The organism is Desulfococcus multivorans (assembly GCF_001854245.1).
Classification (GTDB): Bacteria; Desulfobacterota; Desulfobacteria; order Desulfobacterales; family Desulfococcaceae; genus Desulfococcus; species Desulfococcus multivorans.
This window is the reverse complement of the sequence record NZ_CP015381.1, coordinates 1563521-1577500: the sequence shown is the minus strand read 5'-3', so window position 1 is coordinate 1577500 and position 13980 is coordinate 1563521. Positions and strand designations below refer to the sequence as shown.

At 56.9% G+C, this 13980-nt stretch carries 12 protein-coding genes and 1 tRNA gene; 8 read left to right on the top strand and 5 right to left on the bottom strand.

The features are described from left to right. Positions 1-225 precede the first annotated feature (225 nt). Both amrA and dmul_RS06770 read right to left on the bottom strand, forming a co-directional pair. The gene (gene amrA, locus dmul_RS06780; protein ID WP_040414847.1) at positions 226-801 is read right to left on the bottom strand and encodes an AmmeMemoRadiSam system protein A; all 576 of its coding nucleotides are present in this window, start codon (positions 799-801) and stop codon (positions 226-228) included. Positions 802-1121: 320 nt separating this feature from the next. Beyond that, positions 1122-3014 (bottom strand): SurA N-terminal domain-containing protein, encoded by a 1893-nt coding sequence (locus dmul_RS06770; RefSeq protein WP_020876477.1) that lies wholly within the window; start codon positions 3012-3014, stop codon positions 1122-1124. A gap of 291 nt (positions 3015-3305) precedes the next feature. On the opposite strand from dmul_RS06770, the gene dmul_RS06765 reads away from it, so the two are divergent. From dmul_RS06765 to dmul_RS06745, 5 genes are all read left to right on the top strand, one after another. Then, positions 3306-3381 (top strand) — tRNA-Ala (locus dmul_RS06765). Positions 3382-3749: 368 nt separating this feature from the next. Further along, positions 3750-4889 carry an ABC transporter permease gene (locus tag dmul_RS06760; protein WP_020876478.1) on the top strand — a complete coding sequence of 380 codons (1140 nt, stop codon included), beginning with the start codon at positions 3750-3752 and terminating at the stop codon, positions 4887-4889. 47 nt (positions 4890-4936) lie between these two features. Then, positions 4937-6034, top strand: a complete 1098-nt coding sequence (locus dmul_RS06755; RefSeq protein ID WP_020876479.1) for an MlaD family protein — start codon at positions 4937-4939, stop codon at positions 6032-6034. Beyond that, positions 6031-6636 (top strand): PqiC family protein, encoded by a 606-nt coding sequence (locus dmul_RS06750; protein ID WP_020876480.1) that lies wholly within the window; start codon positions 6031-6033, stop codon positions 6634-6636. The genes dmul_RS06755 and dmul_RS06750 overlap by 4 nt, the downstream gene beginning before the upstream one ends. Positions 6637-6683: 47 nt before the next feature. Further along, a complete protein-coding gene (locus dmul_RS06745) occupies positions 6684-7298 on the top strand; it encodes a TlpA family protein disulfide reductase (RefSeq protein ID WP_020876481.1) in 615 nt (204 codons plus the stop codon). A gap of 24 nt (positions 7299-7322) precedes the next feature. Here dmul_RS06745 and dmul_RS06740 read toward each other — a convergent pair whose 3' ends face one another. After that, a complete protein-coding gene (locus tag dmul_RS06740; RefSeq protein ID WP_020876482.1) occupies positions 7323-8222 on the bottom strand; it encodes a metallophosphoesterase family protein in 900 nt (299 codons plus the stop codon). Continuing rightward, entirely contained in the window at positions 8219-9082 is an 864-nt protein-coding gene (locus dmul_RS06735; RefSeq protein WP_020876483.1) for an NUDIX hydrolase, read from the bottom strand. The genes dmul_RS06740 and dmul_RS06735 overlap by 4 nt, the downstream gene beginning before the upstream one ends. A 312-nt stretch (positions 9083-9394) precedes the next feature. Here dmul_RS06735 and dmul_RS06730 point away from each other — a divergent pair, with 312 nt between their 5' ends. The 3 genes from dmul_RS06730 to dmul_RS06720 are packed head-to-tail and all read left to right on the top strand — an operon-like array spanning position 9395 to position 12610. Then, the gene (locus tag dmul_RS06730; protein WP_020876484.1) at positions 9395-10024 is read left to right on the top strand and encodes a YkgJ family cysteine cluster protein; all 630 of its coding nucleotides are present in this window, start codon (positions 9395-9397) and stop codon (positions 10022-10024) included. After that, positions 10021-11940 carry a molybdopterin-dependent oxidoreductase gene (locus dmul_RS06725; RefSeq protein WP_020876485.1) on the top strand — a complete coding sequence of 640 codons (1920 nt, stop codon included), beginning with the start codon at positions 10021-10023 and terminating at the stop codon, positions 11938-11940. The genes dmul_RS06730 and dmul_RS06725 overlap by 4 nt, the downstream gene beginning before the upstream one ends. After that, positions 11930-12610: a cupin domain-containing protein gene (locus tag dmul_RS06720; RefSeq protein WP_020876486.1), complete on the top strand. Its 681-nt coding sequence runs from the start codon at positions 11930-11932 to the stop codon at positions 12608-12610. Before dmul_RS06725 ends, dmul_RS06720 begins: the two co-directional genes overlap by 11 nt. Before the next feature lie 21 nt (positions 12611-12631). Here dmul_RS06720 and dmul_RS06715 read toward each other — a convergent pair whose 3' ends face one another. Beyond that, on the bottom strand, positions 12632-13969 hold the full coding sequence (locus tag dmul_RS06715) for a hypothetical protein (RefSeq protein ID WP_020876487.1): 1338 nt from the start codon (positions 13967-13969) through the stop codon (positions 12632-12634). Between the last annotated feature and the right edge of the window lie 11 nt (positions 13970-13980).

The following is a 13980-nucleotide window of genomic DNA, read 5'->3' as shown; positions in this document are numbered from 1 at the left end:
TCCTTGCTCAAAAATTCGGCCGCATGGGACGTATAACCGTCCGCCCCCGGTCCGATATGAAGATTGCAGGATCCGAAAGGACGACGTTGATCCGCCGTCCGGACTCCCTATAGGTATAATCGGGATCATCGTTACTCAACTTTCGAGTTTCACAGGCCGGTGCCGGTCATCGTCATGAAAGTTGAAAGTTGAAATCGTTATAAAAAACAACTCTATAGCGGTCATTCACGATAGGTCTGACTCTGAAAAGGACTCCACCTCGTAGACATGAACCTTGACGGCGGCATCCTTCCAGCAGTCACCCTTCATCCCCGCTTTGAGGCACAAATGCTCCAGAAACCGTTCCTTTTCCGGTAACTGGTGCCAGACCTGGGGAAGAAAAGTTGAACGACGTCCACCCTTGGACAGAATTACGCCGTGAACCCCGGGCTTCAGCTGTGCCAGAAGCGCCTCTGGGTTCGAAAATACCAAAGGCTGCGGCGGGGTCAGCACACTGATTTCAATTTCGATTTCCCCGAGTTCCTTTTCCTCCACCGCTGAAAATCGCGGATCCCGGAATGCCGCGTTAAGGGCATTTTCATGAATGCCGTCGATCAGTGGCGCGATCGGTTCGATGATGCCGATGCATCCCCGGAGCGCTCGTTTCTTATGAAGAGAGACAAAGCACCCCCTCAGTTGCCCAAGCGGGGGAGAAGGCGCCTCCGGCCGGGACGTCGCTTCTTTTGAATGGAGCTTCGACACGATGGCCGCGCGCGCCACCGCCAGCAAGGTTCGCTTTTCGTCGTCCGTCAACCCCTTCATATGATCCATCTCCACCTCACATTCCCAACCATGCCTTATTTTCTGAAAAATGCCCACCACATAAACCCGATAAAAGCAACAGTTGCCAGAAGGCTCATACCGTACCCCTTCCAGTCAAAGGGCTTTTTCGCGATGCCGTGCCGGTCGGGTTCACCGACCTTGCGATTGCACGAAAAACAACGGGTCTCGCTGTTTTTCAGGTTGGCGGAACAATACGGGCATCTCTTCACGACGGATAGTCTGGTCAAGTTCGGTGCCGCCACGTCACGATATCCCGGCGGCATCCCGGGCTCCCCTTCGGCTGCGATATGGGATTCTTATCATTCAACCATCTCCGAGTTGACGGTGATGTCGCTGTTTTTTCTGACCTGAGCCAACCAGTCGCCAAAAACCCGCATCTGTTTCTGCTGCCGCAGTTTTGCCTTTACCGTGGTTTTCTCGGGTTCGAAAGCATCCGGGTCCGGGGTCCGCCGGTCCACGAATTTTATCACGTAACGCCCGCTCGGCCCTTCGATAGGTGCCTCGGGCAACGGCGCATTTTTCGACAATTCAAAAGCGGCCGTGGTGATCTCCATGGATCGGCCGATTTCCGGTATCGTCTCGTTGCGCTTGAAAAATCCCGTTTCCTTGACGCTCAACTCCATTTTGGCGGCCTCTTCCGTAATGACCGCGCCCTCCCTGAGAGCGGCCAAAAAGATCTGGGCATCCGCTAAGGCCTTTTCCGATCGACGGTTTTCGAGAAGATCGGCTTTCACCCTCTCCCGTACATCGTCGAAGGGCGCAACCGCCTCGGGCGTTCTCTTCAGCGTTTGAATCAGATAGTATCCATCACCGTATTCTTGAATGTCGCTGATTTGCATGTCGGACAGTTCAAAGGCGGTCCGGGCAAAGCGCGTCGGATCATTGACGCCGGCAGGCCCTTTTGTCAGGGTAAACCAATCCGTCTCTTTTACGTCGCCCGCTTTGCCTTCCGCCGCCGTTTTCAAATCATCCCCATCGTATGCGGCGTCATAGATCGATTCGGCATGCTCGTAGGCCGTCGCCTTCGCCCTTTCTTCCGTTATTTTTTGTATAATCTCTTCATCCACCTCGTCCAGGGTCTTTTGGTAAGCCTCGTTGACCGCTTCAACCTTGATGATGTGCCACCCAAACTGGGTGCGAACGGGATCGCTGATCTCGCCGGCCTTCATTGAAAAGGCCTGATCCGCAAAGGGCTTGACCATGGTCTCCCGCGTAAACGTTCCCAGATCACCCCCGCGATCCTTGCCGGGATCCTCGGAGTAGGTTTTGGCGAGCTCACCAAAATCCTGTCCCTCCCTGGCCAGCGCCAGAACCGTCTCGGCTTTTTTCCGTTGTGTCGCCACCTCTTCCGGGGAGCTGTCATTTTCAAGCCTGAACAGGATGTGTCGCGCCTTGACCGTTTTCTGCACCGCAAATTCATCTGGATGCTCCTCGAAATAGGCCTTGACGTCGTCATCCGTCACCGTGACGCCGTCCATAAATTTTTGGGGATCGAAATAGATATATTGAGCCTTGATCTTGGGTTCCGTCTTGTAGTTGCTCTGGTGAGCGTCAAAATATTGCCGCACCGCTTCATCCGTCACATCGATATCCTGATATCGATCCGGTTCAAAAACCACGTATGCGATGTTGACGGCGGCGTTTTCCCAGAGATACCAGTCCAAAGCTTCCTGATCCGAAACCTTGACGTTGTCCGTGATGAACCGCCTCAGCTTGTCGATCCGGATGGCTTCCCGCTGGTCTTTTTCGAACGCCTCCGGCGTCAGCCGATTCATGTTCAAAACCCGGGTGTAGATACGGTTGTCGAAGGCGCCATTATTCTGAAAGGCGGGTATGGCCTGGATGACTGCGGCCAGTTCATCGTCCGTTACACGGAAATTGAGTTTTTCAGCCTCCTGGAGCATAAGAATCTGATTGATCAACTGATCGAGGGCCTGCCTTTTGAGCCCGAACATTCGGATCATGTCCTCATTGAATTGTGCGCCGAACTGACTTCGATACCGCTCGATGAGCGCATTATAGGACTGGTTGTAAGCCTCGACCGTAATGGGCGTCTCGTTCACGACGGCCACTTTTTCCAACCGTCCCGAACGAAAATTGCCCACCCCCCAGAAAACAAAGACGACGACGATCGCGCCCAGGATCACTTTAATAAACCAACTACCCGCTTTCTCCCGCATTAACTTGAGCATGTTTTTCCCACCTCGTTCATGTGGTATTCCCACGATTTACCGGCGACGTATCACCCACCGACACCCAACGCCGTCAGCGGGTAACCAACACCCTCGACAAGACCGGATATCGGCGGTCGAAGGTCGAGTCAATATGTTTGGATATAAAAAGACTTTATTTTATTGGTTATTACCTTTTTTGTCAACAATTCTCTTCCCGCCAAGGCGTTCCCTCCTTAGAAAAAAAAATGAAATCAGAAAAAATTAGTATTGACACACCAACAAGTTTTTGCTAAATCCTCCCCACCTTTTGGGGCTGTAGCTCAGCTGGGAGAGCGCATGACTGGCAGTCATGAGGCCAGGGGTTCGAGCCCCCTCAGCTCCACCAAAAAATTAAAGAAAAAGGCCTTGGCAATCATAAAACGCCGGGCCTTTTTTATTTCCGTATCCATCTTTTCACTCAAGTGCCGTTAAAGCCTGCTCCGGACGGCCCGGAAACTCGCTTGCGCTCAAACAGTCCCGGTCCCTGATCCGCCGCGGTGCTTAAACGGCATTATACTCGCTACTGAATGGGCTCGGCCGTATCCTCCCAACACCGCTTTCCCATTACCATCATGAAAGTCGAAAGTTGAATGATTATTATGTTGCAATCGGATCCGATATGAAGTAATTATAAAAAGTTTAATAAATTCGGCAATATTAAGATTGTTTGAGGTCTTTTTTCATCTCTTTTTGTTTTGCCGAACGGACACTCACATGAGGCCAGAAAACACCACCGCAAAAATCGAAATCGTCTCCCCGGAAGACAGTACCATCGAGATTAAGCTAAGCGGGCACTGGGATATAAAGAACGGTCTGCCGTCGGCAGATGCCGTCCTCGATGAAATTGCTCGACACCCCGTGGAACGGGTGATTCTGAATGGAGGCGCCGTCGTCGCATGGGACAGCAGCCTGCTCAGTTTCATCCTGAAGGTGACCCAGGTGCTTGAACAGCGACATATTCGGACGGATCTGTCTCATCTGCCCAAGGGCGTTCAGGGTCTGATCTCCTTGGCCACCGCCGTTCCCGAACGCAAGGGAGCTCGCCGGGAAGAGCGACGCTCCGCGTTCCTCGAGCGCATCGGGAAAAATGCACTGTCCGCCGCGACATCCGCTCGCGAAATGGTCGATTTTATCGGCGCAGCGTCCCTTGCCTTTTTTCGACTCCTGCAAGGACGGGCCCGCTTTCGGCGGTCGGATTTCGTCGAGATCATTCAGGACTGCGGTCCGGGAGCGTTTTCCATCGTCAGCCTTATCAGCATTCTGGTCGGACTCATCCTGGCTTTTGTCGGGGCGATTCAACTGGAGATGTTCGGCGCTGAAATCTATGTGGCGGACCTCGTCGGTCTCGGCATGGCCCGGGAGATGGGGGCCATGATGTCGGCTGTCATCATGGCGGGCAGAACCGGAGCAGCCTTCGCAGCGGAGCTTGGCACCATGCAGGTCAACGAGGAGATCGACGCGCTCACGACCCTTGGCATATCATCCATGGAGTTCCTGGTTCTGCCGAGACTTCTGGCCCTGATGCTGATGATGCCGCTCCTCTGCCTGTATGCGAACCTCATGGGAATCGCCGGGGGTGCCATTGTGGCGGTGACGGTGCTGGACATCAATGCGTCGGCGTATCTGCTGCAAACCCGTGAAGCGGTTCCCCTTGTCCATTTCACGGTGGGCCTCATCAAGAGCGTCGTCTTCGGGGTGATCGTCGCCCTGGCAGGGTGTCTCAGAGGCGTACAGTGTGGTCGGAGTTCATCGGCCGTGGGCGTGGCGGCAACTTCCGCCGTCGTCACCGCCATCGTGTTCATCATTGTTTCGGACGCCATTCTCACGATCATCTTCAATTTTATCGGGATGTAGTCCCCTCAATGTCAACCTCACCGGCGGTTAAGGACAACAGCTCTGCTATGAAAGCCAAAACCAATCCGACCCTCATCGGCATTTTCGTCCTGGGGGCGATCCTTCTGATCACCCTCGGGGTCCTCGTCTTCGGGTCCGGAAAATTTTTCCGGGAGACCCAGACCTTCGTCCTCTACTTCCAGGGTGACGTGGCCAACCTCAGACCCGGCGCGCCCGTGACTTTCCGAGGGGTCAAGATCGGTTCAGTCACCAGCGTCGTCCTGAATTTTGACGCGCAGGACATGTCCCTTCGGATTCCGGTCTTCATCGAGATCGACCAAAGCCAGATCCGCATGATGAACGGCTACATCCCGGATGAAAAACGGCGGAACATCATGCTCAAACTCGTCGACATGGGGCTTCGCGCCCAACTCCGAATGCAAAGTATTTTGACGGGGCTTCTCTCGGTTGATTTCGATTTTCATCCCAACGCCCCGCCGCATGTGCCGGGCGAGAAGGTCGCCTTCGGCGGCCAGGAGTATGTGGAGCTGCCCACCATCCCATCAGAGATCGAACGGTTGCAGAAAACCCTGAAACAGCTGCCTTTTGAAACCATGGTCGCCAAGGCCATCAGTTCCCTCGAAGCCATGGAGGAGATGCTGCATTCCGAAGAAATGAAAAAAGCCGTTGGATCCTTCACCCAGACCATGACCCATATCGAAGCGTTGGTCATAGACCTTAACCAGAAACTTCCGGGAACCATGGATACAGCAGGCCAGACCCTGAAGGATATCCGCCGTCTCGTGAATGACATGGATGAAACACTCGAGTCCGTCGGCGCCAGACTTGACGGAACCCTGGAATACACCCGTCGAACGGCCCGGAGCACCGAGCGTCTCATGGAAAACATCAACACCCAGGTGCGCCCGATAACCGAAAGCTTTGCAGAGACCCTGGTATCCACCCGCGCCGCGCTGAAACAGATGGAAGAGAGTCTCTCTGCGGTCAAAGGGATCGCTTCCAATGATACCGTAATGGGATATAAACTTTACAGCACCCTGGACGAACTGTCAGAGGCGGCCCGCGCCGTACGCACATTCGCCGACTACCTCGAACGCCACCCCGAAGCCCTGATCCGGGGGAAAGGAGAAGCTCAATACCCATGAAACGACGACCTCCCCTGCCATTCGTGGTTTTTGCGCTGATGGTGTTCTGTGCCGCAGGATGTGTTCGGACCGCATCGACACGTTTTTACACACTGAGCGCCCTTTCCGACAGCAAAGACCGTATTCCCAAGATCGTCGACAATTCGGCCGTCGGCATCGGCCCGGTCAATCTACCGGACTATCTTGATCGGCCTCAGATTGTCGTTCGCAAAAGCCCCCATGAACTTCACCTGGCAGAATTAGACAAATGGGCCGGCACCCTTAAATACGCCATTCCTCGGGTAATCGCCGAAAATCTATCCACCCTCCTGGCATCGGATCATATATTTGTGTTTCCCTGGAAAAGCAATTTATCGATCCGGTATCAAGTCGTTATCGACATCATCCGATTCGATGCTCAGTTGGGGGCTCATGCCGACCTGGAAGCCCAGTGGACGATCTTTGAAAACACGGGACGAACCCCGGTCGTAACCCGTAAGTCAACCCTCCGAAGGTCGGCCACCGGAGGCGATTACGCCGCCCTGGTTCAGGCCGAAAGCGAGCTTCTCTCGGAACTCAGCGGGGAAATCGCCGACGCTATTGTGAAGATTGAGCGTCTCTGATCCGGTTGGGCCCGATCACGTTCCATTAAAAACAGCAAGGAGCCCCCATGCCTCGGAAAAATGACAGCGCCGCCGAAAAACCCTTTGCCGTCAGTACGCTGACCATCACCGCCATCACACTGGCCTGTCTCGTGATCGGCGCATACGCCCTTTATAAGATCGTGGTCGGCAAAGACGGATCCGAGAGTGTGCCGCTGCCGGCCCCGCCGCTGCCGTCGGCATCCAAAACGACAGACCTGGACACGTTTGACTACAACGGTGCCGTAACCGATCTGGATGGAACGGAAAAGGCGCTGTCCACCCTCAAGGGAAAGGTTGTCTTCCTCAACTTCTGGGCGAGCTGGTGTCCGCCGTGTATCGCCGAGTTGCCCGACATCCAGCGGCTCCACAGAATGACGGCGGATAGCGACGGCATTGTCCTTCTGCTGGTCACCACCGAGGATGCCGAAAGCGTCCGAACGTTCATGGCGCGGCGGGATTATGATTTCCCGGTTTACATCGCCCGGAACCCGCTGTTGGATGCCTTCCGTGTCAAGGCCTATCCCGCAACGTTTGTTTTAGACCGTAAGGGCGGAATCCGATTCAAGCATATGGGGGCAGCCAAGTGGGATACTCCCGCTTTCCTGGATTACCTCCGGGATCTGGCCGGAAATCCGTCATGAAAAAGGTGTCGGAGAACGCCGGCTTCACTCTCCGGGCTCCTGGAGGATCTGAATTTTCCCGCCGCCGGACGCCGTCTTCAGTACCTCGAAGAGAACGTATCGCAATCGAGCGCCGGGCCCGTTGTTTTGTCCCGGATTCATACAAACGGCCCCGCCGATACAGGTGTGAACGGCGCCGGACCGGCGGGGTGATTCATGGATGTGCCCATGCAGGGATGCCAGCAAAAGGCCTTTGTCGGCCCAGTGTTCGATGAACCGACGGATACTGATACTGCCCACCTGAAGACCGCTTTCGACAACGTCAAGGGGGGTGCCGTACGGCGGAGAATGGGAAACGAAAATAAAAGGCCTCCGAATCCGGGCCGACAGCCGATCCAGGTCGGTCGCAATAGTATCCTGGGCATCCATGTCCAGGGTATGATTTTCAAGGTGTCCTTCACTGGAAATATACCCGTTCAGCTGAACACGGTTCTCGGGAGGGTAAAACCATCCGGGGGCGTCCGGCTTTTCCCAGTCTTTCCGGTTGAAGGGGGTTGGCGGCACGCACATGTAACCGATGATATCGATTTCGACAGGGACGTTCCCCGAACCGAACCGATGACGCCGCATGTGCAGCAAATGGAAAAGCGTGCCGTCATGGGGAGAGAGCAGCCTGCGTCCCCATACCCAATCGTCGTTTCCCAGATCGAGATAGATAGGGATAGGCCGCTTTTCGCGAAAGAGGGTAAACGCCGGGATCATCACCTGGCGGATATAAGCCGTTTGCGCTTCAAGAGGACCGAGGGCGTCCCAGCGGGGGAGATGGTGGGGAATGACGTCGCCGCCGATGACAACAGCGTCGACTTCGGCTGCCGAAGCCGTTTCGAACATCGCCTGTAAATGGCCGGGATCGGCGTGAATATCAGATGTATAAAGGATCTTCATTTGCCTGTGATATAGCTCCTCCGCAGCCTGCCGGAAATGACCGGCAACCGCGCCGGATCCGGCGGGTGGATCTCGAAAACGGACGCCATGAATTTCATGATGATGCGATAGGTCACGCCCCAAAGCAGTTCCCGGCGGCCTTCACTTTCGAACATGAAACACGGAAAATCGTCAGATTCTCGATTGCCCCGCCCTTGGATACGGGGGGAAAAAGAGACATGGTAATTGGCGTATCGCTCTTTTTCCCAAAACCATTCCAGAGGAACATGGATAATTCTGTCGACCTCCCGATTGGGACGGAAGCGCTGCTGACGCGAAATCCATCCCACCATGGGATAGATTTTCCGACGAAACAGTCTCAGGCATGACGGCGGCATGGGTCCGAGAAACCGGAATGCCATGGGGTTCAGGCGCATCTCCTCGAATCCCTCCCGGAGGCCTGTAGCCAGAAGAAGGGACACGGCCCTGTCGTTGGCACCGTTTTCGTCCTGCCATCGAGGCCAATAGGCCCATCTCTTCAGCGGCATGCCGGGGAGGGTCAACATTTTCGAGAGCACCCCATCCAGAGCCGGCGTGATGCCGCCGCCCGGGCAACAGATGTCCCCCGGCTGTCGGACCTTGTCGGAGCGTTTGTTGAGGATGAGACAGGGTCCCGGGCCGTTCTCTCCGCATTGGGACCCAATCAGCAGCAGCACTGCCGACGATGTCGATTCCGGTCTCAACGCGGCCCTGCCCTGGACATAGTCTTTTCGGCTGATGTTGAAAAGTCGACGAGAAATATGCCCCAACAGCCTGCCGGGATCATCGAGCAATTCCCGTTTGTCGACGGGAGGCGAAACGACGTGATGTTCAAGATTCATGTTATCTCCCGGCCTCGATACGATACCCAGCTTCCGGTGATCAGAGGCCGACGCGACTGAACTCGGCCGCGCCGGCCGGCATCGCCTTTCCGGCTACCATCCGGAACATCGGAAATTGAATACCATACACTATAATCACCCACGTCTGTTTCCACAATAACTTTCAGTGTACGCCGAGATTGAAAATTGAAAAGCCGGCGGACTTGTGATATCCAATCCGACATCCACAGTCCCAGAACCTTGATGCCGGCCCCGAATTCGACGTATCGCCGACCACCGGGTTGCCATCCGAAAAGAGAACTGTCGCTCATCATGCATCTTACCGCGCTGGTAAAACAGCTTCAAGACATCTACGACGATTTTGAAAAAGCCGTCTCCGGCTACAAGGCTTTCGCGGTCTGCAGGGCTGGCTGCGCCTTCTGCTGCACAACGGTGGGCAATGTCGATATCACCACGCTGGAGGGCATGGTCATCCGAAACCACCTGCTCACGCTGCCCCAGAAACATCGGCTCCGTCTGAAAAAGGCTCTTGACGCAAACCGACGCGCCAAAACGCCGGGGGCCCTCGTTCCCTGTCCCTTTCTCGCTGCGGACCAGACTTGCGCCGTCTACGCTGTCCGTCCCTTCAGTTGCCGGCGCCTCTATTCGGTGAAAACCTGCAGCGCTGACGGCCCCGTTCTCCACCGAGAGGCCGCTGTCCTTTCCGAAACCGCGGTAGCGGCGCTTCAACGGTTGGATAACACCGGGTATTCAGGGCACATCAGCCACATTCTTCAGCTTCTGGATATGCCGCGATTCCGGAAGCTGTATCTCTCCGGTGGATTCGACCCGCCGGAAATCATGGAATTCGGTAAAGCCCACGGTATCGTGATCAACCGTTTCACGGCCTTCGGGAAACCGCTCCCGACCATCCCCACACAGTGCCCCGGGGAAACAACATGACGGACGATATCATCACCGCCTGCACCATGGACTGTCCGGATGCCTGCTCCATGATCGTCACCCGGCATCCCGACGGGGGCGTCCGCCTTCGGGGCAATCCGGACCACCCATTCACAGCCGGTTTCATCTGCAGAAAAATCAGGCATCACCTCCGACGACGCCAATCCCCGGATCGCATTACCCGCCCCCTGTTGCGCCGTGGAAACGGTTGGCAAGCCATCAGCTGGGATGAGGCCCTGGACCGATGCGCAAAATCCATCAACGCCCTCCGCCATGAGCCGGCATCGATCCTGCACATCATGAGCGACGGCGCCAAAGGGGTGCTCAAGCAGACGACCAAACTCTTTTTCGCTCGCCTGGGCGCCACCCGGACCCGGGGATCCCTGTGCGACGCCGCGGGCTTCATCGCCTGCATCCATGACTTCGGATCCAGAAAAAACAATACCATCGAGGACCTGATGAATGCCGGGCGGATCGTCAACTGGGGGAAGGATTTCTCCCGGAGTTCGATCCACATGTCGGCCATCATTCGAAACGCACGAAAGTGCGGCGCGAAAGTGCTCAGCATCTCACCGGGAGGCGACGGCAACGAAGCCTTCTCCGACGTCTTCATCCGCATCCGGCCGGGTTCGGACAGATTTTTGGCGGCGGCTGTCGCCAAACGTTTCATCGACGCGGACCTGATTCCAGAAGCGATCCTCTTACGCATCCGGAATTTTCCGCGATTTTCGAAAACCCTCTCGACATTTTCCGAAGACCGTCTGTTGGAACGCTGCGACGTCACTTCCAGGGACGTCGACGCCCTCTTCCGGTTTTACACGTCCAATGGCCCGACGGCGACCATCATCGGGGCGGGAGTCCAACGATACAGGCGGGGTGGAGAGAACGTTCGGTTCATCAATTCGCTGGCGCTCCTGTCCGGCAACATGGGCCGAAAAGGTGGTGGAAGCTACTTCCATCTCCACTCCCTCGGAAATTTCAATCTGGAATGGACCCGGGATCCGGAGGGAAAATCGCGTCGGGCCTTTCCAATGGCCGTTGTCGGTCGGGAGATTCTCGCAGCCGATCCGCCCATCCGGATGATCTGGGTCAACGGCGTCAACATCGTAAACCAGGGTCCGGACAGCCGTGAGATCATCAGGGCCTTTGCATCAGTGCCTTTCAAAGTGGTGGTGGACGCTTTCATGAACGACACGGCGGAACGCGCCGATCTCATCCTCCCCGCTGCTCTGATGCTCGAACAGGAGGACGTGATCGGCTCTTTTCTCCACGATTATGTTCAACATGTGCCCGCCGTGCTCAAGCCACCGGGCGAAGCCCGATCCGATTACGAGATCATCTCCGGGCTGGGTAAACGGCTCTTGCCGCCCATCTTCCTGCCGTCTGCCGAAACCTGTTTCGAGCAGGCCCTCGACTCCCCGCTGATCCACGGCGACTGGACGACCCTCCGGTCGAAGGGCACCCTGCGGGCCCAGAAACCCGACATCGCCTATACCGGTATGATTTTCGACCATCCCGACGGCAAGGCCAGACTCCCCGCGAACCTCCACGACGAGCCCGACCCGCCGGACGCATTCCCCCTGCGGTTCCTGACCCTGGTGCGACGCAACGCGATCCACTCCCAACTACTTCCGGAAGATCAGGAGATGCCGCCCAGGGTGTGGATCTCTCCCCACTGCCCAAACCTGAAAACCCTCGACATGGAGAAGCCGGTGGACGTTGTTTCGCCTCTGGGACGGTTGCGCGTTTCTCTGCACCTGCTCTCGGGCCTTCATCCCGGAGCCGTCGTCTACCGTCGGGGGGATTGGATGAAGGTGGGCGGGGGCGCCAATCAACTGGTCGCCGCCGAGTTGACCGACATCGGCGGCGGAGCGGCCTTTTACGACCAATACGTCAGGCTTGAAAATGGCATATAGCGAACGGTCTCTCCATGACCGGCTGATGGTCTACTGCAGAAGGTGGTCAGAGGAGATCGACGGCCTCACCGAAGAAGTCACCCGTATCGCTTATTTCCAAACGGCCCTGCCCCGCCTTCTCCTGGACAGACCGCTGGTGCGCACTCTCCTTGAAGAGATTCGAGCGGGTCGTCCCTATCCCGACACCCGGAAGGCCGGTTTTTTCGAAAATGAAATCCTGCTCTATCTGGACGCGCGCGGGCGATATTCCCTTCGCGTCTATTTTCATGGGGGAGGCGAATACACGGTCATCCACGACCACAATGGCTGGGGCGTTTCCGGAGTGCCCTCGGGAAGCCTGGGCGTCGTCCGATACCGTCTTGTGGAAAGCGATATCCAAGCGAGAGATGACGGCCGTGGCGGCCGCCCCGAATATGCGAGAATCGAGATGATCGACCACCGGATCCACTCCGCCGGAGAGGTCACCGTAACCCGTCCCCTGGCGTCCGGCATCCACCAGACCGGCAACCCTGGGTCCGACCCCAACATGATGATTACGGTTTACGGCCGCCCCGTCCGACGGCTGTACATCCAGGAATATGATCCCGCCACCCGCCAAATCTATAGACGCTATCCGCCGAGGATCCTGAAGCGACGGCTGGCGGCGGAGGTGCTGAACGCGCTCCGCTGATTCCGCCGGTACCTCATCACCTCAATAATACCAGGTCAACCACAGATAGGCACTGTCGGCCGGTACGGCACGTGCTGCCGTCCCGGGGATGGGGAACCCGCCGAACTCGGTCCCCGGCCCGCCCCAGTAAAGGGTCGCGCCGGCCATGATCTCCACGTCCTCGGCAGCGCTCCATACGCAGCGAGGCTGGATAACACCCGAAGGATCCTCCAGATTGTTGATGAAGGTCAGATAGGCGTTGACGAGCGGATGGAATTCCACCCCGACGTGGGGTGCCAGGTAGAGTCGCCCCAAAGTAAACAGCTCACCCCGGGCCAAGGCCGCCGCGAGATCGGAATTTTCGCCCACCGCCGAATAGTCGGTCTCCCCCAGCCCGTTATAGTACATTTCCAGAAATCCATAAAAGTTTTTATCCCACCAGGTCCACGAGACGTCGACATTAGCCGCTCCGGAAAGATAGCCTCCCGACGGGCTTTCGGCGGGAAGCGCCGTCCAGACGGCATCCACCCGCCAGGCCGCACTGCCGGCATAACCGACCGCACCGACACCGATTACGGCATTGTCGTGGTTTTCGGCAAGCAGAAACGTCCATTCGGTCGTTCCCGAGGGAATGCGCACCTTGGCCCCCACTGCGGATTCACCCCATTCCACCGCCCTGTTTTCAGGATTGCGTCGCGGCACCCCGATCACCTGCAAATCGCCGTTCTCGCCCAACTGCCGGGTAAAAATCGCCATATCGTCCCCTACTTTGTAGTCCCGGACAACGTCGGTCGGAGCGAACGGATTGAAGAGATCCATGGGGTTGAAGATCATGCCGTTCCCCCAGGTCACGGCTTGACGACCGAGCCGGACGTTTCCCCAGGACCGCTCGAGAGCCAGGAAAAGCCGATCGAGGCGATGATAGAAAGCTCCCTCTGCGCCGTCGTGGATCACATGAGTGAGGTCCATGAGCCGACGATCGTCGGACAGGGGCCCGGATTGAGACACGAAGAGGCCATCCGGTAACCGGACGTTGGTGAGCCGCAGGAGATCGCGCCCCTTTTCCCAGGTATCTCCGCCCACGGCAACGGCTTCGTAATGGGTTTCGAAATGCCCCCACTCCCCCAGAAAGATCTGGTGCTTGAGCCGGAGTTCCGCTGAACCGTCCTCATAGGTACCCGTCCCCACCCATTGATAAAGACTTTGGTCGTCCGGGCGGGTGAGTCCGCCACGGAGCCGCAGGTGCCCTCCCCACTCCGGGGAAAGCCCTTCGGAAGGCATATCACCGGATGTCGAACGTCCATAGGCTGCCGGGATCCATCGGCCGCCCGGAATTCCGATGCAGAGCCAGACGACCGTCAACATCGACAAGACGGCCACGGCTTGCCTCC